At 67.5% G+C, this 21,874-nt stretch carries 20 protein-coding genes; 10 read left to right on the top strand and 10 right to left on the bottom strand.

Going from position 1 to position 21,874, the window contains the following annotated elements:
- Window positions 1-2: 2 nt before the first annotated feature.
- The 4 genes from AC1DS0_RS05155 (at window position 3) to AC1DS0_RS05170 (ending at window position 3,556) form a co-directional block, all read left to right on the top strand.
- Complete coding sequence (locus tag AC1DS0_RS05155) at window positions 3-956, top strand: ABC transporter permease (RefSeq protein WP_476813310.1); 954 nt, start codon at window positions 3-5, stop codon at window positions 954-956.
- Window positions 953-1,807: an ABC transporter permease gene (locus AC1DS0_RS05160; RefSeq protein WP_476813311.1), complete on the top strand. Its 855-nt coding sequence runs from the start codon at window positions 953-955 to the stop codon at window positions 1,805-1,807. Before AC1DS0_RS05155 ends, AC1DS0_RS05160 begins: the two co-directional genes overlap by 4 nt.
- Before the next feature lie 64 nt (window positions 1,808-1,871).
- Window positions 1,872-2,537, top strand: coding sequence for a GDSL-type esterase/lipase family protein (locus AC1DS0_RS05165; protein WP_476813312.1), 666 nt, complete (start codon window positions 1,872-1,874; stop codon window positions 2,535-2,537).
- Window positions 2,538-2,917: 380 nt separating this feature from the next.
- A complete protein-coding gene (locus AC1DS0_RS05170; protein WP_476813313.1) occupies window positions 2,918-3,556 on the top strand; it encodes an alpha/beta hydrolase family protein in 639 nt (212 codons plus the stop codon).
- Between the two features lie 18 nt (window positions 3,557-3,574).
- Here AC1DS0_RS05170 and AC1DS0_RS05175 read toward each other — a convergent pair whose 3' ends face one another.
- Window positions 3,575-4,033, bottom strand: coding sequence for a hypothetical protein (locus AC1DS0_RS05175; RefSeq protein ID WP_476813314.1), 459 nt, complete (start codon window positions 4,031-4,033; stop codon window positions 3,575-3,577).
- A 128-nt stretch (window positions 4,034-4,161) separates the two neighbouring features.
- The gene (locus tag AC1DS0_RS05180; RefSeq protein WP_476813315.1) at window positions 4,162-5,094 is read right to left on the bottom strand and encodes an AraC-like ligand-binding domain-containing protein; all 933 of its coding nucleotides are present in this window, start codon (window positions 5,092-5,094) and stop codon (window positions 4,162-4,164) included.
- Between the two features lie 153 nt (window positions 5,095-5,247).
- Here AC1DS0_RS05180 and glcF point away from each other — a divergent pair, with 153 nt between their 5' ends.
- From glcF to AC1DS0_RS05195, 3 genes are read left to right on the top strand one after another with little or no spacing between them, the layout of a single operon-like run.
- Entirely contained in the window at window positions 5,248-6,627 is a 1,380-nt protein-coding gene (glcF, locus tag AC1DS0_RS05185; RefSeq protein ID WP_476813316.1) for a glycolate oxidase subunit GlcF, read from the top strand.
- 38 nt (window positions 6,628-6,665) lie between these two features.
- On the top strand, window positions 6,666-8,174 hold the full coding sequence (locus AC1DS0_RS05190) for an FAD-binding oxidoreductase (RefSeq protein WP_476813317.1): 1,509 nt from the start codon (window positions 6,666-6,668) through the stop codon (window positions 8,172-8,174).
- A gap of 26 nt (window positions 8,175-8,200) precedes the next feature.
- Window positions 8,201-9,379, top strand: a complete 1,179-nt coding sequence (locus AC1DS0_RS05195; RefSeq protein WP_476813318.1) for an ABC transporter substrate-binding protein — start codon at window positions 8,201-8,203, stop codon at window positions 9,377-9,379.
- Window positions 9,380-9,391: 12 nt separating this feature from the next.
- Here the strand turns inward: AC1DS0_RS05195 and AC1DS0_RS05200 are convergent, their stop codons facing one another.
- Genes AC1DS0_RS05200 through pcaD form a run of 6 tightly spaced genes read right to left on the bottom strand, consistent with a single transcriptional unit; the run spans window position 9,392 to window position 13,635 of the window.
- Window positions 9,392-10,222 (bottom strand): shikimate dehydrogenase family protein, encoded by an 831-nt coding sequence (locus tag AC1DS0_RS05200; protein WP_476813319.1) that lies wholly within the window; start codon window positions 10,220-10,222, stop codon window positions 9,392-9,394.
- 40 nt (window positions 10,223-10,262) lie between these two features.
- Window positions 10,263-11,111, bottom strand: coding sequence for a 3-oxoadipate:acetyl-CoA acetyltransferase (locus AC1DS0_RS05205; protein ID WP_476813320.1), 849 nt, complete (start codon window positions 11,109-11,111; stop codon window positions 10,263-10,265).
- A gap of 3 nt (window positions 11,112-11,114) precedes the next feature.
- Complete coding sequence (gene pcaG / locus AC1DS0_RS05210; RefSeq protein ID WP_476813321.1) at window positions 11,115-11,726, bottom strand: protocatechuate 3,4-dioxygenase subunit alpha; 612 nt, start codon at window positions 11,724-11,726, stop codon at window positions 11,115-11,117.
- A gap of 2 nt (window positions 11,727-11,728) precedes the next feature.
- Window positions 11,729-12,451, bottom strand: coding sequence for a protocatechuate 3,4-dioxygenase subunit beta (gene pcaH / locus AC1DS0_RS05215; protein ID WP_476813322.1), 723 nt, complete (start codon window positions 12,449-12,451; stop codon window positions 11,729-11,731).
- A 19-nt stretch (window positions 12,452-12,470) separates the two neighbouring features.
- On the bottom strand, window positions 12,471-12,857 hold the full coding sequence (pcaC, locus tag AC1DS0_RS05220) for a 4-carboxymuconolactone decarboxylase (RefSeq protein WP_476813323.1): 387 nt from the start codon (window positions 12,855-12,857) through the stop codon (window positions 12,471-12,473).
- The gene (gene pcaD / locus AC1DS0_RS05225) at window positions 12,850-13,635 is read right to left on the bottom strand and encodes a 3-oxoadipate enol-lactonase (RefSeq protein WP_476813324.1); all 786 of its coding nucleotides are present in this window, start codon (window positions 13,633-13,635) and stop codon (window positions 12,850-12,852) included. The genes pcaC and pcaD overlap by 8 nt, the downstream gene beginning before the upstream one ends.
- Window positions 13,636-13,712: 77 nt before the next feature.
- On the opposite strand from pcaD, the gene AC1DS0_RS05230 reads away from it, so the two are divergent.
- The gene (locus tag AC1DS0_RS05230; RefSeq protein ID WP_476813325.1) at window positions 13,713-14,621 is read left to right on the top strand and encodes a LysR substrate-binding domain-containing protein; all 909 of its coding nucleotides are present in this window, start codon (window positions 13,713-13,715) and stop codon (window positions 14,619-14,621) included.
- Here the strand turns inward: AC1DS0_RS05230 and AC1DS0_RS05235 are convergent.
- Window positions 14,618-16,495: a bifunctional sugar phosphate isomerase/epimerase/4-hydroxyphenylpyruvate dioxygenase family protein gene (locus AC1DS0_RS05235; RefSeq protein WP_476813326.1), complete on the bottom strand. Its 1,878-nt coding sequence runs from the start codon at window positions 16,493-16,495 to the stop codon at window positions 14,618-14,620. The genes AC1DS0_RS05230 and AC1DS0_RS05235 overlap by 4 nt on opposite strands.
- A gap of 650 nt (window positions 16,496-17,145) precedes the next feature.
- Here AC1DS0_RS05235 and AC1DS0_RS05240 point away from each other — a divergent pair.
- Both AC1DS0_RS05240 and AC1DS0_RS05245 read left to right on the top strand, forming a co-directional pair.
- Window positions 17,146-18,540 carry an MFS transporter gene (locus tag AC1DS0_RS05240; protein ID WP_476813327.1) on the top strand — a complete coding sequence of 465 codons (1,395 nt, stop codon included), beginning with the start codon at window positions 17,146-17,148 and terminating at the stop codon, window positions 18,538-18,540.
- Window positions 18,541-18,992: 452 nt separating this feature from the next.
- Window positions 18,993-20,366 (top strand): FAD/NAD(P)-binding protein, encoded by a 1,374-nt coding sequence (locus AC1DS0_RS05245; protein ID WP_476813328.1) that lies wholly within the window; start codon window positions 18,993-18,995, stop codon window positions 20,364-20,366.
- Window positions 20,367-20,393: 27 nt separating this feature from the next.
- Here AC1DS0_RS05245 and AC1DS0_RS05250 read toward each other — a convergent pair whose 3' ends face one another.
- Window positions 20,394-21,785, bottom strand: coding sequence for an SLC13 family permease (locus tag AC1DS0_RS05250; RefSeq protein ID WP_476813329.1), 1,392 nt, complete (start codon window positions 21,783-21,785; stop codon window positions 20,394-20,396).
- Window positions 21,786-21,874 lie beyond the last annotated feature (89 nt).

Here is a 21,874-nt window from a genome sequence, read left to right on the forward strand (position 1 = left end):
TCATGGCACGCTTTCTGTTCTCGCGGCTCCTGGCGACGCTGCCTGTCATGCTGACGGTCCTGGTCGTCGTCTTCACGCTCCTGCATATCGGGCCGGGCGATCCGGCGGCGGCCATGGCGGGCGACAATGCCAGCGCCGAGCAAATCGCGCAGATCCGCCAGCGGCTGCATCTCGACCAGCCGCTCGTGGTGCAATTCCTGATCTATCTGCGCCAGTTGGTGCAGTTCGACCTCGGCGTCTCCGTCTATTCGGGCCGTCCCGTCGCGGCGATGATCCTGCAGCGGGCCGAACCAACCCTGATGCTGGCGCTGACCACGACGCTGCTCTCGGTCCTGGTCGCGGTGCCGGCGGGCATGTTCGCCGCCAGGCGCCTCGGCCTGATCACTGACTATGTCGTGATGGCGCTTTCGGTCGCCGGCTTCTCGATCCCCGTCTTCGTGATCGGCTACGCGTTGATGCAGGTCTTCGCGATCGAACTGGGGTGGCTGCCGGTGCAGGGCTATCGGCCGCTGGCGAGTGGGCTCTGGAACAGCCTGCGCAGCCTGACGCTGCCGACGGTCGCGCTCACCTTGCTCTTTGCCGCGCTGGTCGCCCGGATCACGCGGGCGACGCTGCTCAACGTCCTGTCCGAGGACTATATCCGGACCGCGCGGGCCAAGGGCCTGCCCGAGCGCAAGGTGGTCGCGACGCATGCGCTGAAGAACATCGGCGTGCCCGTGGTGACCGTCGTCGGCACCTCCTTCGCGGCCCTGCTCGGCGGGGTCGTCGTCACCGAATCCGTCTTCAACCTGCCGGGGATCGGGCGCTTGACCGTCGATGCCATCCTGTCGCGCGACTATCCGGTCGTGCAGGGGGTGATGCTGGTCTTCGCCTTCGTCCTGGTCGTGGTGAACCTGCTCGTCGATCTCAGCTATGCGCTGTTCGATCCCCGCATCCGGCAGGACATGCGCTCATGAGCGCGCAGCCGCAGATGGCCCGTGCCGGCCGGTCCCTCAAGGCGTCGACGGTCGTAATCGGCCTGAGCTTCGCCATCGTAGCGGCGGTCGCGGCCTGCGCACTGCTGGCGCCCCCGATCCTCGGCTACAGCAACGACCTCAACATGGGCGAGGCGCTGCAGCCGCCGGGCGCCGCCCACTGGTTCGGGACGGACAATCTCGGCCGCGACATCTTCGTGCGGACGCTGTCAGGCGCCAGGACCTCGCTCATGGTCGGGCTCGGCGTCTCCGTGCTGACGCTGCTGGCGGGTGGCCTGATCGGGCTGATGGCCGGCTATGTCCGGGTGGCCGACACGGTGCTGATGCGCATCATGGACGGGCTGATGGCCATTCCGGGCGTGCTGCTGGCGATCGCGCTCGCCTCGCTGCTCGGCGGCGGGCTTGCGACCGTGATGATCGCGATCAGCGTGCCGGAGATACCGCGGACGGCGCGGCTGATGCGCGGCGTGGTGCTGAGCCTGCGCGAGATGCCCTATGTCGATGCGGCGATCGCGATCGGATCGAGCACGCCGCGCGTGCTGCTCCGGCATATCCTGCCGAACGCGACGGAGGCGCTCGTGGTCCAGGCGACCTTTGTCTGCGCCTCGGCGATCCTCGCCGAAGCCATCCTCAGCTTCATCGGCGTTGGCATCTCTCCGGACCTGCCGAGCTGGGGCAATGTCATGGCCGGCGGCCGTCAGTTCTTCCGCGTTGCCCCCTGGATCATCGCCTTTCCCGGCCTGTTCCTGTCGCTGCTGGTGATCGCGATCAACGTGCTCGGCGATGCCCTGCGCGAGCGCATTGATCCCCGCCTCTCCGGACGGAGGGCGTGATGACGTCCCGGTGCCGCCATCGCCCGTTTTCCTGCTGCTATTCCCTGCTCATGAGGCCCGTTCCGTGAACCGGCATCCCGCCATCGCTCCTGCCGCCACGCCGTCCCTTCCGGCGGAATGGACCACCACGCGCTATGACGATGACGTGCTCGCGGTGCGCAGCCAGATCCTGCGCCGGCGCTTCGCCGGCAAGCCGGTCGTCTTCTTCGGCTCGTCTTCCTTCCGCTACTGGGACCGGATGGCCGAGGATTTCGGCTCGCTGGAGGTCGCCAATCTCGGCTTCGGCGGCGGCACGGCCGAGAGCGGCCTGCGCTATTGCGACGCCCTGCTCGATCTCGTCGAGCCCGGGCGGATCGTGCTCTATTTCGGCGAGAACGACATCGCCAATGACGGGATCGACGCCGGCTCGGCATTCGAAGCGCTGGAACGGCTGACGCAGCGGCTTCGGGAGAAGTTCGGTTCCGTACCGATCCACCGGCTCTCGATCAAGCACAGCCCCGGGCGCTGGCTCCATGCCGGCGAGTTCGACGCTTTCAACACGATGCTCAGGGAGAGCCACACGGGCGATCGGGCCGGCGGCTATGTCGATGTCGGCAGCTGCCTGATCGGGCGGAACGGTCGGCCTATGGGCCGCTATTACGAGGCCGACGGCGTGCACCTGAACGCGGCGGGCTATGCGCTTTGGGCGGGCGTGCTGGCCGGCGTCGTCGGTCTTCAACAGACGAGATGAGCTGATCTCTCGTCAGGATTCTGGAACCGACAGGGCAACGAGTCTGGCGGCAGGTGCTATGCCCGAGCGTCCGTTGCGGCAATGCGCCGAAGGTTCCAACGGCGGGGGCCGATGGCGGATTTTTATCCCGCTCTAAATCTAGGCTAGATCACCGTGCGTTCTTTCGGACGCGACGTGGCGATCTAGTTCTTTGTTTCAACATCGGATTTTTCCGAAAAGTGGAATCCACTTTTCGGTCCGATGCTTTAGCACAGGCCGGTCTACTGCCAAGGTCGTAGACATTGCCGAGGGTCTGCTTTTCGCTGCCGGGCGAACAGCGTGGTGCAGGGGCAGTGCGACACCCGGGGTCCGTTAAGTTCGCACTCGTGACAGATGGAGAGATGGATTTGCAGTTCCTCTTCGACGGCCCTGAACACGCCAGGCACACCGTTCTCCTGGCCCACGGCGCCGGAGCGCCGATGGACTCCGCGTCCATGACCGCTGCGGCGGAGAGCCTGGCCGGGGAGGGGTTTCGCGTCGCCCGCTTCGAGTTCGCCTATATGGCCAGCCGCCGCAGCGAGGCCGGCCGCAAGCCGCCGCCGCGGGCGGAGACGCTCAAGCCGGAATATCGGGCCGCGATCGAGGCGCTGGGCCCGTCGCGGTCGCTGATCATCGGCGGCAAGTCGATGGGCGGGCGTGTCGCCAGCATGATCGCCGACGAGGTGTTCGCGGCCGGACGGATCGGCGGCCTGCTCTGCCTCGGCTACCCGTTCCATCCGCCGGCGAAGCCGGAGCAGTTGCGGACGCAGCATCTGTCCGATCTCAAGACGCCGACGCTCATCGTCCAGGGTACGCGCGACGAATTCGGCACGCGCGAGGAGGTCGGCAGCTATACCCTGTCACCCGCGATCGAGATGCTCTGGCTCGGTGACGGCGATCACGATTTGCGGCCGCGCAAGGCGTCGGGCTTCTCGCCAAGCGGGCATCTGGCGACGATGGCGAAGACCGTCGCGACCTGGGCGGGCGCGAAGCTGGTCTAGCGGCGAGAGCGACGACGTTCAGCGCGCCCGGCAGTCGCCGCTTCGGAAGGACTTGACCAGCCTGGAAACCACCGGGTCGAACGCCTTTTGCCGCTCCCGGTCGTATTCGATACGAAAATACGCCACCGCCCGGTCGCAGCCCGGGATGGCGCGCGCATAGACGATGCGGTTGCCCTTCGTACCAGACCAGGCCGCCCCGCCCTTGGTCTGCGTCTGGTAGCTGATGGACCAGCCGTCGCGCCGGTCCAGTGCCTGACGCTCCTTGGCTTCGGCTGCAAGGCTGCCGGCGGTGGGATAGCTGCCCCAGACCCGCAATTCGGCAGCGCCGTCCGGAGACGCCGAGACACCACCATCGCCATTGTCGGCTTCCTCGACCTTGGTGAAGCCCGGCGGGATGTCGATCCAGTATTGGAAGCGGGCATTGCCATAGCGCTGCCAGTCGGACGCGGCAGCCGGGAGGGAGATCGCGACCAGCATTGCGAACAGGCCCGTCTTGAGGAGCCCCTTCCGGGCCTTGCTGGAGGCGCTTGGATCGGCCGGCGCGGTTCCTGCGGGCGGCCAATGATCCGGCGCTCCGTTCCATATCATAAGCCGCGACCTTCCACTCAATTGCGCTTCGTGCCGCGCAGATCGGACGGCGTCATGCCGAAGCGGTTGCGAAAAGCCCGGTTGAAGACGGAGAGATCGTTGAAGCCGGCCGAGTAGGCGATGGAGGCGACGCCTTCGCCGGCACGACGGGGATCGAGCAGAGCGCGGCGGCTCTCCTCCAGCCGCGTCGCCAGTAGCCAGCGCCCGAAGCTCTGGCCGGTTGCGGCAAAGCGCGCATGCAGCGTGCGCAGCGAGATGTTGAAATGCGCCGCGACGCTGCCTGGCGAGAGCGTCTCGTCACCGAGGCGCCCGCGGCAGAAGACGAGGATCGCTTCATGCAGGCGATCGGGGTGGGAGCCGGCGGCGTCGCTCGACAGCCCGATCAGATTGCAGAGGTTGTCGGCGAGCAGGCTGGCCGACATCTCGTCCATGATCTCGCCATGGCGGGCGAGCTCGAGGAGATGGCGCCGCGCCAGCGAGACGAAGCGCGAGGACAGCGCGATGCGATGCGGGCGGCCGCGCACCAGCCAGGGCGCCTTGAGCAGGAGCGTCCGACGCGGCAGCACGGCGACGACGCGCCGGACATCCTCGGAAAAGGAGAGGCGGAAGGGCCGCGCCCCATCGACGAGCCCAATCTCGCCGGGCTTGAGCAGGAGCCGCTCGTCGCCCTGCGAGAGGCGGCATTCGCCGCGCTCCTGCAGGCTGACGAGGACGCTGTCGTCGCCTTGCGCCACATGGCGCGAGGTGCGCACCACGTCATGCCGCGTCGAGCGGAAGCTCGCGATCCTGACATCGCCGAAGCTGCGCCCGGTGATGGAGCCGTGGAAGGCCTCCTGCGGATCGGGCGCCTCGGTCGTGACGTTGAGCACGGCGCGGCAGACGGTCTCGCGCCAGTAATCGAACCCGGAATCGGGTTCGAGACCTTCCGTGCCCCAGACAATGGTCCCCATGACCTTCTCCGCCCGGCAGCCGACAGAGCCCGCCGGGGCGCACGCAGCTTTTCATAAGAACGGTTTGCACTCAAAGCCGGAATTTTCTGCACGCAGCGCCGAGACCCTGCCCGGCGCCCTTCCTAGCTTTCCACTCGGAGGGGCAGACAAGCGATGCAGACGGATTTCACGGCCGAGCAATTGCGCGATCCCGCGATCCGGGAAGCCGCCGACATCCTCGGCACCTGCGTGCATTATGGCTTCTGCACCAATACCTGCCCGACCTATGTGCTGAGCCGGGACGAGAACGAATCCCCGCGCGGGCGCATCGACCTGATCCGCGCCATGCTGGAGAGCGGCGCGCCGCCGCAGCCGCAGACCGTCGCGCATCTCGACAGCTGCCTCTCCTGTCTCTCTTGCATGACCACCTGCGCGGCCAAGGTCGACTATGCGCATCTGATCGACCGGGCCCGGATCCATGTCGAGCGCCATCATCGCCGCCCGCCGGCCGAGCGCGCCTTGCGGGGGGTGCTGGCCTTCGTCCTGCCGCGGCCGAGATTGTTCCAGGTCGCGCTGGCGCTCGGCCGCCTCGGGCGGCCCTTGCAGAAGCGGCTGCCGTCGCGGCTGCGGCCCCTGCTGGCGATGATCCCGGAGCGGACGCAAGGGCAGATCCTGGCGCCGCAGGTGTTCAGGGCGGAGGGCGAGAAGCGGGCGCGGGTGGCGCTGCTCGCCGGCTGCGCCCAGCAGGTGCTCGACGCCAGCATCAACGCCGCGACGATCCGGCTGCTGACGCGGCATGGCTGCGAGGTCGTCGTCGCCGCCGGAGCCGGTTGCTGCGGCTCGCTGACGCTGCATATGGGCCGCGAGAACGAGGCCATCGCGGCCGCTGCCGCCAATGTCCGGGCCTGGATGCGCGATCACCGCGGCGAGGGCCTCGACGCGGTGATCGTCAACGCCTCCGGCTGCGGCACCACGGTGAAGGATTACGGCCATCTCCTCGCCCGGACGGAGCTTGCCGGCGAGGCCAAGGAGATCGCTGGCATCGCCCGCGACGTCACCGAATTTATGGCCGACATCGGGCTCCGGCCGGTCGCGCCGGAACGTCCGTTCCTACGAGTCAGCTATCACGACGCTTGCTCGATGCAGCATGGCCAGCGCGTCACCCGGCAGCCGCGCGACCTCTTGCGCGCCGCCGGCTTCGAGGTGGTCGACGTGCCGGAGAAGCATTTCTGCTGCGGCTCGGCCGGGACCTACAACCTGCTCCAGCCCGCGACGGCCGAAACTCTGGGCCGGCGCAAGGCCGGTCATATCGACAGCACGGCACCTGACGTCGTGGCGGCCGGCAATATCGGCTGCCTGACGCAGCTGCGGCGCTATGTCGGCGCGCCGATGGTGCACACCGCCGAGCTGCTGGACTGGGCGACGGGCGGCCCGCTGCCGCCGGCCCTCGCGGGCGTGACGCTGACGAGCCGGCCCGTGCTGCAGCGGGAGGAGGCACCGGCAACGGCTGCACCTGCCGCCTCAGCCTCGAATGACGACGCCGGCTTCTGGTGATCGGCGAAGACACAGGACAACACAGGGGAGACGCCGGCATGGCGGAAGCATTCTTCAATGAGGTCGCGGGAGCGATCGGGGCCGAGTGGATCAACCGCAGCGAGGAGACGCTGCGCCGCTATGGCGAGAACACCATGCCGGGTGGCGACCGGAGTCCGCTCGGGGTGGTCTATCCCGGCAGCACGGCGCAGGTGCAGGCGATCGTGAAGGCGGCGAACCGCCATGACGTCGCGCTCTATCCGGTCAGCACCGGCAACAATATCGGGCTCGGCAGCCGCTCGGCGGTGCATGCCGGACAGGTCGTGCTCGATCTCGGCCGCCGGATGAACCGCATCCTCGAGATCGACGAGACGCTGGCCTTCGCCGTGGTCGAGCCCGGTGTCAGCTACCAGGCGATGTATGACGAATTGGTCCGGCGCGGCGACAAGTTCATGGTCGACGTCACCTCCGGCCCGCCACAGGGCGGCATGCTCGGCAATGCGCTCGACAAGGGCGCCGGCTACGGCCCCTATTTCGACCATTTCGGCTTCTCCTGCGGCATGGAGATCGTGCTGGGGAATGGTGAGGTGCTGCGCACCGGCGACGGCGCGCTCGCCGGCTCCGATCTCCCGAACTGGCATGTCAGCAAGTACAGTTTCGGGCCGATCCTCGACGGGCTGTTTGCCCAGTCGAATTTCGGCATCGTCACCCGCATGGGCATCTGGCTGCTGCCGCGGCCGCCAGCAGTCCGCAGCTTCCATTTCACCTATCCCGACGACGACGATCTCGGCGAGATCGTCGACATCTGCCGGGCGCTCAAGCTTTCAAATTTCGTGCCGACGCTGCTGCGCGTCGCCAACGACGTCTATCTCTGCGGCTCAGAGCATCCGAGCCCGGAGTACAGACCCGGCAACCGCGCCCCGATCTCGGATGCCGGCCGGCGCGCCTTGCGCGAGAAGGACAAGCTCGGCGCCTGGACGGTGTCGGGCGCCTTCTACGGTCCCAGCATGGCGGCGCTAGAGCCGCAGATCGAGCGCGTGCGCGCCGCTTTCGGCAAGTCCGGCAAGGCGATCTACATCCCGCATGAGGAGGCTCTGGGCTTCCACGCGCTGCAGGTCGCGATCAACGCCTGCTCGGGCGTTCCTGGCGTCGGCGAGCTCGGCCTGCTGAAATGGCGGCCCGGCGGCGGCAATCTCTGGTTCCTGCCGGGCACGCCGATGATCGGCAGCATCGCCAACGAATGCCAGCGCATCTCGCGCCGGATCTATGCCGAGCACGGCATGGACTACATGATCATGAACGTCTGCAGCGCCCGCTTCGCCCGCGGCCTGCACGTCATCACCTTCGACCGCGAGAACCCCGACGAGAACGCCCGCGCCAACGCCTGCTACGAGGCGCTCGCCCGGGCCTATGCCGAGCGCGGCATCTTCGTCGGCCGCGCCCCGCTCGACTATCACGCGCTGCATATGGGCCAGGCCATGCCGGCCTTCCGCGACAGCTGCACGGCGATCAAGGCCGCGCTCGATCCGGCGGGCGTGATCGCGCCCGGGCGCTACGGCATCGGCTGAGAACGAACCAATAAGGGGACAACGACATGCCTGACACGTTCAAGATTGCCGCGAGCGCGCTGGCGCTGCTCTCGGCCGTTTCGACGACGGCTGCTGCCGAGCCGGCCAAGTCGATCAGGATCGGCCTCGTCACCACCTTGACCGGGCCCCCGGCGGTACTCGGCCAGCACACCCGCGACGGCTTCCAGCTCGCGATCAAGCAACTCGGCGGCAAGATCGCCGATATCCCGGCCGAGGTGCTGGTCGTCGATGACGAGTTGAAGCCCGAGGTCGGCATCCAGCGCGTGCAGCAATTGATCGAGCGCGACAAGGTCGACGCCATCGTCGGCATCGTCTTCTCCAACATCCTGATGGCGACGGCCCGGCGCATGGTCGACGGCCAGACCGTCTTCATCGGCACGAATGCCGGCCCGTCCCCGATCGCCGGTGCGAGATGCAGCCCCTATCTATTCTCGGCGGCCTATCAGAACGACCAGAACGCCGAGGCGATGGGGCGCCACGCCACGCAGAAGGGCTATCGCAAGATCGTGGTGGTCGCGCCCAACTACCAGGCGGGCAAGGACGTCGTCGCCGGCTTCAAGCGAGAATACAAGGGTGAGATCGTCGACGAGCTCTTCGTGCCGCTGACGCAGCCGGATTTCTCCAGCGATCTCGCCAAGATCGTCGCCGCGAAGGCCGACGCGGCCTTCGTCTTCATGCCCGGCGGCCTCGGCGTCACCTTCGTCAAGCAATGGCGGCAGGCCGGCGTCCAGCTGCCGATGCTGTCGGCCCACACCATCGACGAGACCAACCTGCCGGCGCTCCAGGACGCGGCGGTCGGGACCTCGGGCGTGACCAACTGGTCGCCCGCACTCGACGTGCCGGCGAGCCGCGCCTTCGTCGAGGCGTTCAGGGCGGAATACAAATACACGCCCGCCAACTATGCCGCGCACGCCTATGACGCGGCGATCTGGCTGAACGCCGCCGCGACGTCCCTGAAGGGCGAGATCGCCGACCGGACCAAGCTGATCGAAGCCCTGCGCAAGACCAGGTTCGACTCCGTGCGCGGGCGCTTCGCGATCGGGCCGAACCAGTTCCCGATCCAGGACTATTACCTCGTCGCGGTGAAGAAGCGCGACGACGGCAGCTACGCCACCGAGATCGAGAGCAAGATCGCCGAGGGGCTGCCCGACGCCTATGGCAAGGAGTGCAAGATGCCGTTCTGAACGGGCGGCTGCTCAGCCGAGCCGCGCCACGGCGCGCAGGTCTTCCGCGGTGGTCGTGGGCAGGCCGAAGAATTCCAGATAGGCCGGGATTTGCTCGAACAGCATGTCGGTGCCGACCTGGACCTGGCAACCGCGCTGCTGTGCCGCCGCCAGGAAGGGCGTGATGGCCTGCGCCATCACCACCTCGCCGACGAAGGCGGAGGCGGGCAGGCGCTCGATGTCGAGCGGCAGCGGATCGCCCGGCTTCATCCCCAGCGGCGTCGCGTTGACGACGATGTCGAAGCCGGCCGGATCGTTCGAGCCGGTCGAGACCTTGAGCGCGGAGTAGTAACGAGTAAGCCGTTCGCCCAGCGCTTCGGCCGCCCCGCCATTCATGTCGAACAGGCCGAGCTCGGCGACACCGGCCTTGGCGAGCGAGGCGGCGATAGCCGAGCCGACGCCGCCCGCGCCGACCACGAGCGCGCGGGTGCCTTCGACCTTGCGGCCCTTGCGCAGTACGCCGCGCACGAAGCCCTCGCCATCGAACATCTCGCCGGTCAGCTGGCCGTCGGTTTCGCGGCGCACGGCGTTGCAGGCCCCGGCGATGGCGGCCGTCGGCATCAACTCGTCGACCAGGCCGGTCGTCACGACCTTGTGCGGCATGGTGACGAGTGCGCCATGGGCGTTGGATAGGCGGAAGAACAGCCTGAGGAAGTCGGGATAGTCCTCGCTGCGGCTGCCCATCGGGACAACCACCGCATCGATGCCGTCGCGCTCGAAATAGGGGTTGTAGATCAGCGGCGCCTTGAAGCTCTCGGTCGGGAAGCCGAGATGGCCGATGAGCTTGGTCTTTCCGCTGATCATGGCTTCTGTCCTATTGCGAGCCGGAGGCGGCGGTTCGGCCTCAGCCGGCGCTGCCCGTCCTCATCGGAATGCCGAGGATCTCGCGCGCCTGCTGCCAGGTCGCGACGGGGCGGCCGTATTTCTGGCAGAGCGCGGTCGCCCGCTCGACCAGCGCCGCGTTCGAAGGCGCGAGCCGCTCGCGGTCGAGGCGAACATTGTCCTCGAGCCCGGTGCGGGCATGGCCGCCGGCCGCGATCGCCCATTCGTTCAGCACGATCTGGTTCGAGCCGATTCCGGCGGCGCACCAGGGCGCGTTCTCGCCGAACAGGCGCTTCACGGTGCGAATATAGTAGTCGAACACGTCGCGATCGACCGGCATCGCGTTCTTCACGCCCATGACGAACTGGATGTAAGGCCGCTCGACGATCTGGCCGCGCTGCCACATCTCGTGCGCCTTGAGGATGTGCGAGAGGTCGAAGGCCTCGATCTCCGGCTTGACGCCATGGGTCACCATCTCGGCGGCGAGCCAGTCGACCAGGTCAGGTGCATTCTCATAGACGCGGGTCGGGAAATTGTTCGAGCCGACGGCGAGCGAGGCCATGTCCGGACGCAGCGACAGCATGGCGCCGCGGGCCTGGCCGGCGCCGGAGCGGCCGCCGGTCGAAAGCTGGACGATCATGCCGGGGCAGTGCTTCTCGAGGCCTTCCTTGAGGCGGCCATAGCGCTCGGGGTCCGAGCTCGGCTTGCCCTCGTCGTCGCGCACATGGCAGTGCGCGATGCTGGCGCCGGCCTCGAAGGCCTCCTGCGTGCTCTCGATTTGCTCGGCGATGGTGATCGGCACCGCCGGGTTGTTGGCCTTGGTCGGCAGCGAGCCGGTGATGGCGACGCAGATGATGCAGGGTTGCGTCATGGCTCAGACGTCCAGGAACACGGTTTCGCCTTCGCCCTGGAGGCGAATGTCGAAACGGTAGACGCCGGGCGCGGTGCGCTTGGCGATCAAGGTCCGGCGGCGGTTCTCCTGCTCGACGAGGCCCAGCACGGGGTCGGCGCCGTTGTCCTCATCGTCGAAATACATGCGGGTGTTGAGGCCGATATTGATGCCGCGCGAGACGAGCCAGAGGCTGATATGCGGCGCCATCACGCGCTTGTTGCGCCCCGGTACGGGACCCGGCTTGATCGTCTCGAAGCTCCAGAGGCCGCTGTCGAAGTCGGTGATGATCCGGCCCCAGCCGCGGAAACCCGGCGCGACCTCAGCATGCCGCGGATCCTCGGGATGAGGGTAGATGCCGTTGGCGTCGGCCTGCCAGGCTTCCAGCAGGATGTCCTTCACCGGCGCGCCGGTGCCGTCATAGACGAGGCCCTCGATGCGGATGCGCTCGCCGGGCACGTCCGGGCCAGCGATGGTCTGGCCGAGCTCATGGCGATAGATGTCGAAGCCCGCAGCGCCCGGCGCCAGGCCGATATGGACGTAAGGACCAGCGGTCTGGGAGGCGGATTCCTTCAGATAGGGCAGAGCCTGGACCATGATCAGTTGCCCTCCAGGCGGTTCTCGAACAGGGTCGAGCGGCGGCCGCGCAGCACGATATCGAACTTGTAGGCGAGGCAGTCGAGCGGCACGGCGGCGTTCAGGTCGAGCGGCGCGATGAGCTGGTCGATGGCGCGCTGGTCGGGGATCGTCGCGACGATCGGGCATTTCGCGATCAGCGGGTCGCCCTCGAAATACATCTGGGTGATCAGGCGCTGGCTGAAGGCCGTGCCGAAGACCGAGACGTGGATATGGGCCGGGCGCCAGTTGTTGACCCAGTTGCGCCAGGGATAGGCGCCGGGCTTGATCGTGCGGAAGAAGTAGTAGCCGTTCTCGTCGGTCAGCGTGCGGCCGCAGCCGCCGAAATTCGGGTCGATCGGCGCGAGATAGCTGTCCTTCTTGTGGCGATAACGCCCGCCCGCATTGGCCTGCCAGATCTCGACCAGCGTGTTCGGCACGCCGCGGCCGTTCTCGTCGAGGACGCGGCCATGGACGATGATGCGCTCGCCGACCGGGTCGCCTGATTTGGCGTAGTTCTTGATCAGGTCGTTGTCGATCGGGTCGATGTCGCTGTGGCCGAAGGTCGGGCCGGTGATCTCCGAGAGCGAGCTCTGGAGCGAAAGCATCGCCAGGCGCGGGCTGCGCCCGACCGAGGTCTTGTAGTCGGGCGTCAGCGCCGGCGGCTGCGAGGTCCGGTCGCGCTGGTAGAACTCCGCTGGTTTCATGGCGTTTCCTCTAGTTCTCTTATGCCTGCTCGTCCTGAGCCATGGCTGCGAAGATTTCCTTCGCGATTTTGATGGCGTGGTTGGCGCGCGGGACGCCGGCATAGATCGCGACGTGGAGGAGGGCCTCCATCACGTCGTCCTTGCTCGCACCGGTGTTGCGCGTGGCGCGCAGATGCAGGGCAAACTCCTCGTAGTTGCCGAGCCCGGCCAGGAGCGCGATCGTCATCATCGAGCGTTCGCGCGTCGGCAGCGTGTCGCGAGCCCAGACATGGCCCCAGGCGGCATCGGTGATCAGCGCCTGGAACGGGGCGTCGAACTCGGACTTGTTGGCCTCGGCGCGGTCGACATGGGCCTCGCCCAGCACGCGGCGGCGGATCGACATGCCCTTCTCGGCAAGTTCAGTCATGGGCGTGGGCCCTCAGAAACGGGGACAGGATCGCGGCATAGGCCGCGGGCTTCTCGACACAGGGCAGATGGCCGGCGCCGGGGATGACGTGGAAGACGGAGCCGGGGACCAGCGCGGCCGTCGCCTCGACCAGCTCGGCCGGGGAGGCGCCGTCGGCATCGCCGGCGATCGCCAGTGTGGGCAGGCGCAGGGCCGCGGTCGCGGCGGTCTGGTCGGCACGGGAGAGCGCCTTGCAGGCGGCGATATAGCCGTCCGCCGGCGTCCGGGTCAGCATGGCGCGCCAGAGCGCCAGCTCCGGCGTGGCGCGGAAGGCGGGAGCGAACCAGCGCTCCATGACGGCGTCGGCGATATGCTCCAGCCCATGGCCGGCGATGGCGTCGATGCGGGCCTGCCAGCTCTCGACCGTGCCGAGCTTGGCCGCAGTGTTCGAGAGGACGAGGGCTCGCACGAGGTCGGGACGTCGGCTCGCCACGGTCTGGCCTATCAGGCCGCCGATCGAGAGGCCGACGAAGGCGACCGGCTTGCCGGCGAGCGCCTCGATCAGCGCGATGGCGTCGTCGGCATGGTCGGCGATGTCGGTGCCGTTGCCCAGCGTCGAGAGGCCGTGGCCCTGCTTGTCGTAGCGGATATAGCGCAGATCCCGGGGGAGAAGCGGCAGGACCGCGTCCCAGAGCCGCAGATCCGTGCCGAGCGAGTTGGCGAAGACAACCGCCGGAGCGTCCGACGGACCATCAATGCGATAGTGGAGAGCGCCATAGGGGCGGGTAAGGGCTTGCACGATCTCTCCTCCTGGCCATAACCTATCAAGGTGAAACAGGCCCGAATAATGCAAAGATCGCTAGGATACATAATCAAATGATTATGCACCCTGCCGTCAAGCTGCGCCATATCCGGGCCTTCCTGGATATTGCGGTCGAAGGTAGCCTGTCGGCGGTCGCGCGTCGCCAGGGCATCACGCAGCCAGCGCTGAGCCGCACCCTCGCGGAATTGGAGACCTTGCTGGCGACGCCGCTGTTCCGGCGCGAGAAGCGGCGTCTCGTTCTGACCGAGCAGGGCGCGCTCTTCCGCCGCCATGCCAGCATCGGATTGCAGGCCTTCGAAGCCGGCGCGGCCGCGCTGCATCCGGGCGCGCCCGGCAGCACGATCAGGGTCGGCGTCCTGCCCACGGCGGCGACGCGCCTGTTCCCGCGCGTGGCGCTGCGCTTCCGCGAGATCGCGCCCGAGACGGTGCTGGCGATCGAGACCGGGCCGCATTCCTATCTGGTCGGGCTGCTGCGCGAGGGGGCGATCGACCTCATGCTCGGGCGCATGCCGGCGGCGAGCGAGATGGCGGGCCTGGTCTTCGCCCATCTCTACGAGGAGGAGATCACGCTGGTCGCCCGCGGCGACCATCCGCTGCGCGACAAGCCGGTGGCGCAATTGCTGACACGGGCGCCGGTGCTGCTGCCGCCCGCCACCGCGATCATCCGCCGCGCGGTCGACGATTATCTGATGACGTTCAACCTGGCGGGGCTGCAGCCCGCCTTCGAGACGGTTGCGCTGCCGGTGGGGCGCGCGATCCTGCTTGGCTCGGATGCCGTCTGGTTCATTTCGCGCGGCGTCGTCGCCGATGACCTCGATCGCGGCGACCTCTGCGAGATCTCGACTGGTGCCCGCTTCCTGTCGGGTGCGGTCGGCCTGACCAAGCGCCAGGGCGGACCGGTGGTTGCCGGCCTCGACCTGCTGGAGCGGCTGACCAAGGAGAGCGCCGACCGGCAAGGTTAGCGTTTGGGCATCCCCGCCGGGCGGGCCGCGCGCTTCTGCGCGGCGATGCGGAAGGGGGCGTTCGGGGCGCCGTAGCCCTGATAATTGCCCTGCCGCTGCACGATCTCGAAGAAGAAGCCGTCGGGCCGCGGCGCCGAATAGAACTGGAAGAACTGCCCGCCCGCATCCTCGTCGTAGAGGATGTTGGCGAGACGCATCCGCTCGATCAGTGCCGGCGGCAGGCCGAAGCGTGCCTCGACGTCGTGATAGTAGTTCGCGCCGATCTGCAGCACCGGGAAACCGCGCGCGGCCATCGCCGCCGCGGTGGCGAAGATGTCGTCGCTGGCGAAGGCGATGTGCTGGACTGAGGAGCCGAAGCTGTCCTCGATGAAGCGCCCGGCCAGGGTCCCGCGCGCGCTGGCCCCGTTCAGGGTGACGCGCAGACCGCCGGACTGCACCGCCAGCGAGCGGACCAGCCCGTCGGGATCGACCACATCGACGACCGGCGACTTATGGGCGTCGAAGATGCTGGTGTAGAACAGCGACCAGCTCAGCATCTCGTCATAGGGCATGGTCTGCCCGAGATGGTCGATCCGCGTCAGGCCGGCGCCCGCGGCTGCCGGGCTCGTCCTGAAGTCGATGTCCCAGATGCGGCCGAGATCGGACGTTGCGTCGAGGAAGCGCAGGACGCTGCCGCCGACGCCGCGAATGGCGGGGATGCTCAGCTCGCCCTCGCCGGCAGCCTGCGCATGCGGCTGGGCGAGCAGCGCACTCGCGCGCTCGAAGGCGGCGCGCGCATCGGGCAGCATCAGCGCGATCTCCGACACCGCCGTGCCATGGACGAGATAGGAGCTATTGGCGAAGCCGCTGGCGTCGGTGTTGACCAGGACGTTGACGCCGCCCTGCCGCCACAGGCCTACCGGCTTCGAGACATGGTTGCCGGTCTTCTCGAAACCGCAGGAGCGCAGCAGCGCCTCCAGACCGGGTGCTTCCTTGGCGCTGGTGGCGAATTCGAGGAACTCGACGCCCGCGACCGGGGCCGGCGGGGCAAAGGCGGGCAGATCCGCAGGCAGCGCCGGCTCGACCCGGCGCACCCGATCCATCACGGCGATCAGGCTGCGATGGCCGTCTTGCGCCACCAGGCGCGGCAGGCCCGAACGGAACTGGTCGTTGAATATCTCCAGGCTCAGCGGCCCGGCATAGCCTGTCGCGGTCACGGCGCGCATGAAGCCGGTGACGTCGAGATCGCCTTCGCCCGGCATGTTGCGGAAGTGGCGCGACCAGTAGAGCAGGTCCATGTCGATCGCGGGCGCGTCGGCGAGCTGCACGAAGAAGATCCGGTCGCCGGGGATGGCGCGGATCGAATCCGGATCGATGCGCCGGGCGAGCGTATGGAAGCTGTCGAGGATCAGGCCGACATTGGGATGGTCAGCGCGCCGCACCACCTCCCAGGCGTCGCGATGGTCGTTGACGAAACGGCCCCAGCATAGCGCCTCGAAGCCGACGCGCACGCCATGCCGCTTCGCCAGATCGCCGAGATCGTGAAAATCCTGGGCCATGCGGTCGATGCCGCCGAGGGCGGCCGAATGCGTGGTCGAGCAGACCAGCACGAGATCGGTGCCGAGCTGGTTCATCAGCTCAAATTTGCGGGCGGCGCGGGCGAAGGCCCGGCTGCGATAGGGCTCGGGCAGGCTCTCGAAATCGCGGAAGGGCTGGAACAGGGTGATCTCGAGCCCGGCGTCGCGCACCATCTGGCCGACCTCGCCGGGCGTGAAATCCGAAGCGAGAAAGTCCTGCTCGAAGATCTCGATGCCGTCGAAGCCGGCGCCCGCGATGGCTTCGAGCTTCTGCGAAAGATTGCCGGACAGCGAGACCGTTGCGATCGACGTCTTCATTCTCTGCCCTTTCGCGACGGCGCGCGCCTGCATGCCCCAAACTCGCCGGGCCAGAGGCCGGCGAGGATTCGCCGGGCCACGATACCCGGCTGGCGGCGGAAGTGTAGCCCGAAGGTCATCTGAAACGTTTCAGGCCACTGCCCAGGGGAGTTGTGCTTCGACGGTGCTGGAGGTTCGGCACGTTGATCGTTTGTCGAGAGCTCGGCGCGGCGGAAACGGCACGCCGAACGGGCTGCTCGCTCGAGCGCTTCCTCAACGATACATAATCTACAGATTATGAATTTCAGCGTAATTTGCATTATTCATCGCGATTTCGTCTTGGTAGGTTATGAGCAGGAGGAGAGATTGCATAAGACTCATCCCTGCGACGGACTGCTCGGCGCTCGCGCGGACGGCCTCGCATCGGCGTGGATGAGCCCCGATTTTGCGGCGCGGCAGGACTTGCGAGCCCCCACCGCCTGCTTCTCCTCCGAATTTGCCCTGCGCGCGAGATAGGCCGCGGGCACGGCCGAATTTCGATCGCGTTACCGGGTTTGCGTGTCTGACGGGAGCGGCGTCCGGATCGCCGCAGATTGTGCCTGCCTCGCATAAGCGCCGCACGAAAAGCTGCGGCGCAAGAAACAGAAACAAGTAATCATCGGGAGTGGAACATGACGGCAGCTTTGCATGCTGACATCCAGCACAGGCAACAATCGAAGAAGGCGGCAGCCAGCGGCTGGATCGGCTCGGCGCTGGAGTATTATGACTTCTTCATTTACGCGACCGCAGCGTCGCTGATCTTCCCGCAGATCTTCTTTCCGTCGAGCAATCCGACCGTGGCGATCGTCGCCTCGCTGGCGACCTACGGCGTCGGCTATGTCGCCCGCCCGATCGGCGCCTTCGTGCTCGGGCACTGGGGGGACACGCACGGACGCAAGAATGTGCTGATCCTGTGCATGTTCCTGATGGGCTTCTCGACCATCGCGGTCGGCCTGCTGCCGACCTACGAACAGGTCGGCATCCTGGCGCCGATCCTGCTCGTCCTCATGCGCCTGATCCAGGGCTTCGCCGTCGCCGGCGAGATCTCGGGCGCGAGCTCGATGATCCTCGAGCACGCGCCCTTCGGCCGCCGCGGCTATTATGCCAGCTACACGCTGCAGGGGGTGCAGGCGGGGCAGATCCTGGCCGCGGCCGTCTTCCTGCCGCTGGCCCATTTCATGCCGGAGGCAGCGTTCAACAGCTGGGGCTGGCGCATTCCCTTTCTGCTGAGCTTCGTCGTCATCATCGCGGGCTGGATCATCCGTCGCGAGGTCGACGAGACCCCGGCCTTCAGGGAAGAGGACAGCCAGAACGCGACGCCGCGTTCGCCCGTCATCGAGGCGATCCAGACCAACTGGCCGGACATGATCCGCGTCATCCTGATGGCGCTGATGAACGTCATCCCGGTCGTCGCCACCATCTTCGGTGCTGCCTATGCGGTCCAGGCCGCCTATGGCATCGGCTTCCACAAGGACGTCTATCTCTGGATCCCGGTGATGGGGAACATCGTCGCCTGCCTGGTGATCCCCTATGTCGGAAACCTCTCGGACAAGATCGGCCGTCGCCCGCCCATCATCGTCGGCGCCCTCGGCTCCGGTCTGCTCGCCTTCGGCTATCTCTATGCGATCTCGATCCACAGCGTGCCGCTGGCGATCGTGATGTCGCTGCTGATGTGGGGCGTGGTCTACCAGGGCTACAACGCGATCTTCCCAAGCTTCTTTCCGGAGCTGTTCCCGACCCGGACCCGCGTCTCCTCGATGGCGATCTCGCAGAATCTCGGCACCGCCGTCACCGCGCTGCTGCCGGCCCTGTTCGCCACCGTCGCCCCTCCGGGCTCGCAGAATGTGCCGCTGGTGGTCGGCGCGATCGCCTTCGCCATCTGTGCCGTCGCGGCAGCGGCGGCCTGGTCGACCCGCGAGACCTACCGCGTCCAGATGAACGACCTCGGCAATCCCGAGGCGGCTCCGGTCGACCAGGCGAGCTATGAGCGCCTGCGGGACGAGAGCATCGCGGCCTCGCGGGGCTAGATCGGGATCGGCTCGGGCCGACCTGGTTTGACCGGCAGGGCGGCTTGAGGTCACGCTGCATTCGGGCGGAAGCGCCGGGATGCAGCGTGATCGATTCCGAGGATCGAGACGCCAGGCGTCGATATCGACCCTGATCGACGCTCCCGTTGTCATTACCTATGCGCCGGCGACCTGTTTCTGGACGAGATTGCTCGTCGCGGCGCGCCGCGCAGCAAATGGTGTCAAGCGCGTCCAGGCCCCCGCACTGAACAGTTCCGTCGTGGCGATGGCCTTGCCTATTTGATTTGTCGTGGGGTAGCCATGTCGTGGGCCCCATCGCATCGGACCGAATGGTCGAAGCCTTCCTTTGAGAAAATCGGGCGCGATAACAACGAGATAGATCGCGCTGCCGCATCGTTCCGGCCGCGCCCTGACCCCAGCCGCGGAGACTGAATGCAGCGGAAATCTCGCCTGTGAATGCCGCGCCGGGGAAGCGCATCATCATCGTCGGCGGCGGTGCCAGCGGCGTGCTGATGGCGTGCCACCTGCTGCGTGATCCGCGCGACAACTGCGTGGTGACGCTGATCGAGCGCCGCGAGCGGGTCGGGCCCGGCCTGGCCTTCTCGACCGATCGTCCCGAGCACCTGCTGAACGTCCGGGCCGCGAACATGAGCGCCTTTCCAGACGATCCGCTGCATTTCTGGCGCTGGCTGAGCGAGGCGGCCGCGAGCCGGTTCGAACCCTGCCCGGATCCCTACTGCTTCGCGCCGCGGCATCTGTACGGCGAGTACATGTCCCAACTGGTCGCGCAGGAGCGTGCCGGGCCGGAAGGGCAGGATCGGCTGACCATCGTCCGAGGCGAATGCCGCGCCATCGAGGAGAGGGCAGGCCGGGTCGTCGCGACGCTCGACGACGGGACGACCCATCTCGGCCAGGTCGCGATCCTTGCGACCGGCAACGAGGCCTATGACTGGCAGCAGGCCGATCGCCATGTCAGCCCATGGACGGCCGAGGCGGCGCGAGCGGCAGAGACCGGCAAGCCGATCCTCATTCTCGGGACCGGCCTGTCGATGGTCGACTATGTCCTGACCCTGCTGCAGAAAGGCTATGCCGGGCCGATCCACGCGCTGTCGCGGCGCGGGCTGCTGCCGCGGGTCCACCGCGATGCCTCGCCCGTTCGCTTCGACAAGGAGGATATCCCCTTCGGGGCCAGCGGCGCGACGCTCATGCGCTGGTTCCGCGGCGTGCTCGCCGATCACGAGCACCAGGACGGCGACTGGCGCGGCGTCGTCGATGGCGTGCGGCCCTTCAGCCAGGAGATCTGGTGGAAGCTGTCGAGCCGGTCGAAAGCGCGCCTGCTCGAGCATGCGCGGGCACATTGGGACGTTCATCGCCACCGCATGGCGCCGCAGGCCGACAGACGGCTGCAGGAGGCGATCGCCAGCGGACAGTTGCGCATTCTCCAGGGCAGGATGCTGTCGTGCGAGGCAGATGAGCACGGCTTAAGCGTATCCTATCGCCCGCGCGGTCAGACCGCCCCTGAGATGTTGTCGGTCGGCAGCATCATCGACTGCAGGGGGATCACGGGCGATCCCAGCCTGTCGACCAATCCGGCCTTGCAGTCGCTGCTCCGACAGGGGGCGGTGCGGGTCGACGCCTTGCGCATCGGCATCGATGTCTCGGCCGATTATGCGGTGCTCGATGCCTCGGGGGCGGCCTCGCGCCGGCTTTTCGCGATCGGGCCGCTGACGCGGGCGGCGTTCTGGGAGACGGTCGCCATTCCCGATATTCGCGAGCAGTGCACAAGGCTCGCGCGCCAGATCGGATTGCTGTCGGTGGCGGCCTGACGCGAGAGAGGCTGGGCGCGCTGGCCTTCAGACGAGATTCAGCACCGCCAGCGCCGTGACGACAACGAGAGCGACACCCAGCATCATGAGCTGGATCCAGCGGCGATGCTCGGCTGCGCCCGCCGGCGAGAGCTGCACGGCCATCTCGATCTTGCCCGGCGAGGCCATGAGCAGGAAAGCCGCCGCAACGTTGTGGACCGCCATGAACCAGAGCACATCGACGCCGAGCGAGCGGGCGATCTCGGCCTGGGTGGTGGCGAACATCGCATTGGCGCCGCTGTTGGAACCGGTCACGAAGCCGCCCACCGCGCCGACGAACGGAGCGGCCGCCAGATAGGCCGTGCCGGCTCCCGCCAGGGTTTGGGCCAGATGCGCGGCCATGCCCGACACCGCCATCAGAATGCCGAGCAGGATGAACAGGCCGGTCACCGGCGCGACCTCGCGCCATGACGCCCAGGCCTTGTGCAGCGACTGGGTCGCCGGCCGGCCCCGCGTGAACCAGGCCGCGGCGATGAACAGCCAGAGCGCCGGCGAGCCGAGATAGCGCCAGTTTTCCGAGAGGCCGCTCGTCCGCACGGCCCAGCCGGCGGCCAGCACGCCGCCGAGCAGGACGGCGTAGCTCCACAGCGCCCTGCGCCCGACGGCTTCCAACTGCACGCTGCCGCCGCGCCGGTGTCCGAGGAGGACATGCAGGACGATCATCACGAGTGCGCCGAGGGCGCCCGCGGGCGCCGTTCCGAAGACGGTGTTGGCCGCTGCAACCGCGAGCGTCAGCGCGATGCCGGACAGCGTCCCCTGCAGCACCGCCTTGCCCCGTTCCTCGGGGGAGGCCGCGAGCCAGGCGGCGATGGTCCCGGTCACGACGAAGGGGATGACGCTGATCGCCGCGGAGGCAACGCCCAGATCACGGAAGGAGAGGCCGGACATCGTCGCGGCGATCAGCGTTCCCGGCCCCATCGATCCCCATGGCACGGCGCAGAGGCCGAGCAGGCTGATTACTGCGACCTTGCGCGCCGGCAGGCCGAAATGCGCCAGCAAGGGTATGCCGATGGTGACGCCTATGCCGAAGCCGGTCAGCGATTCCGCGAATGGCGTGACGCCGTGCACCACCAGCAGGATCGCGCTGACGCCCTGGCCGGAGCGTCCGCGGATCCAGCTCGCCAGCGCAGCCTGCCCACCGGCCTGTCGCAGCACCTCCGACAGCAGTAGCCCACCCGCGACGATCAGCAGGACTTCCATCAGGATAGGGGTCCAGCGCAAGGTGGCCGGCACGATGCTGTCCGGCGGGAGCGGAAAGGCCAGCAGGATGGCAAGCGCGGCCGTTCCTGCGCCGAGAAGAGCGGCGTGGAGCGAACGCGCTCCGAAGGCGAGGGCGAGAATGGTGGACAGCGCCGGCAGCGCGCTGAGGAAGGTGGACATGGGGCAATCTCGATTTGCAGATCAGAAATTATTTTTGCTAATATGCAAATTGTCAAGCGCAGGGGTGTAGCGTGGAGGCAGAGTCACAG

This window comes from Allobosea sp. P4_H5 (assembly GCF_056400825.1).

Bases quoted from the DNA above. Each gene is read 5' to 3' on its own strand.
- pcaG (WP_476813321.1), bottom strand. From the start codon at position 11,726: ATGGTCCAGGCTCTGCCCTATCTGAAGGAATCCGCCTCCCAGACCGCT.
- AC1DS0_RS05200 (WP_476813319.1), bottom strand. From the start codon at position 10,222: ATGATCAGCGGAAAGACCAAGCTCATCGGCCATCTCGGCTTCCCGACC.
- AC1DS0_RS05240 (WP_476813327.1), top strand. From the start codon at position 17,146: ATGACGGCAGCTTTGCATGCTGACATCCAGCACAGGCAACAATCGAAG.
- AC1DS0_RS05230 (WP_476813325.1), top strand. From the start codon at position 13,713: ATGATTATGCACCCTGCCGTCAAGCTGCGCCATATCCGGGCCTTCCTG.
- AC1DS0_RS05250 (WP_476813329.1), bottom strand. From the start codon at position 21,785: ATGTCCACCTTCCTCAGCGCGCTGCCGGCGCTGTCCACCATTCTCGCC.
- AC1DS0_RS05170 (WP_476813313.1), top strand. From the start codon at position 2,918: ATGGATTTGCAGTTCCTCTTCGACGGCCCTGAACACGCCAGGCACACC.
- AC1DS0_RS05160 (WP_476813311.1), top strand. From the start codon at position 953: ATGAGCGCGCAGCCGCAGATGGCCCGTGCCGGCCGGTCCCTCAAGGCG.
- AC1DS0_RS05195 (WP_476813318.1), top strand. From the start codon at position 8,201: ATGCCTGACACGTTCAAGATTGCCGCGAGCGCGCTGGCGCTGCTCTCG.
- pcaC (WP_476813323.1), bottom strand. From the start codon at position 12,857: ATGACTGAACTTGCCGAGAAGGGCATGTCGATCCGCCGCCGCGTGCTG.
- pcaH (WP_476813322.1), bottom strand. From the start codon at position 12,451: ATGAAACCAGCGGAGTTCTACCAGCGCGACCGGACCTCGCAGCCGCCG.
- AC1DS0_RS05235 (WP_476813326.1), bottom strand. From the start codon at position 16,495: ATGAAGACGTCGATCGCAACGGTCTCGCTGTCCGGCAATCTTTCGCAG.
- glcF (WP_476813316.1), top strand. From the start codon at position 5,248: ATGCAGACGGATTTCACGGCCGAGCAATTGCGCGATCCCGCGATCCGG.
- AC1DS0_RS05180 (WP_476813315.1), bottom strand. From the start codon at position 5,094: ATGGGGACCATTGTCTGGGGCACGGAAGGTCTCGAACCCGATTCCGGG.
- AC1DS0_RS05155 (WP_476813310.1), top strand. From the start codon at position 3: ATGGCACGCTTTCTGTTCTCGCGGCTCCTGGCGACGCTGCCTGTCATG.
- AC1DS0_RS05205 (WP_476813320.1), bottom strand. From the start codon at position 11,111: ATGACGCAACCCTGCATCATCTGCGTCGCCATCACCGGCTCGCTGCCG.
- AC1DS0_RS05190 (WP_476813317.1), top strand. From the start codon at position 6,666: ATGGCGGAAGCATTCTTCAATGAGGTCGCGGGAGCGATCGGGGCCGAG.
- AC1DS0_RS05175 (WP_476813314.1), bottom strand. From the start codon at position 4,033: ATGCTGGTCGCGATCTCCCTCCCGGCTGCCGCGTCCGACTGGCAGCGC.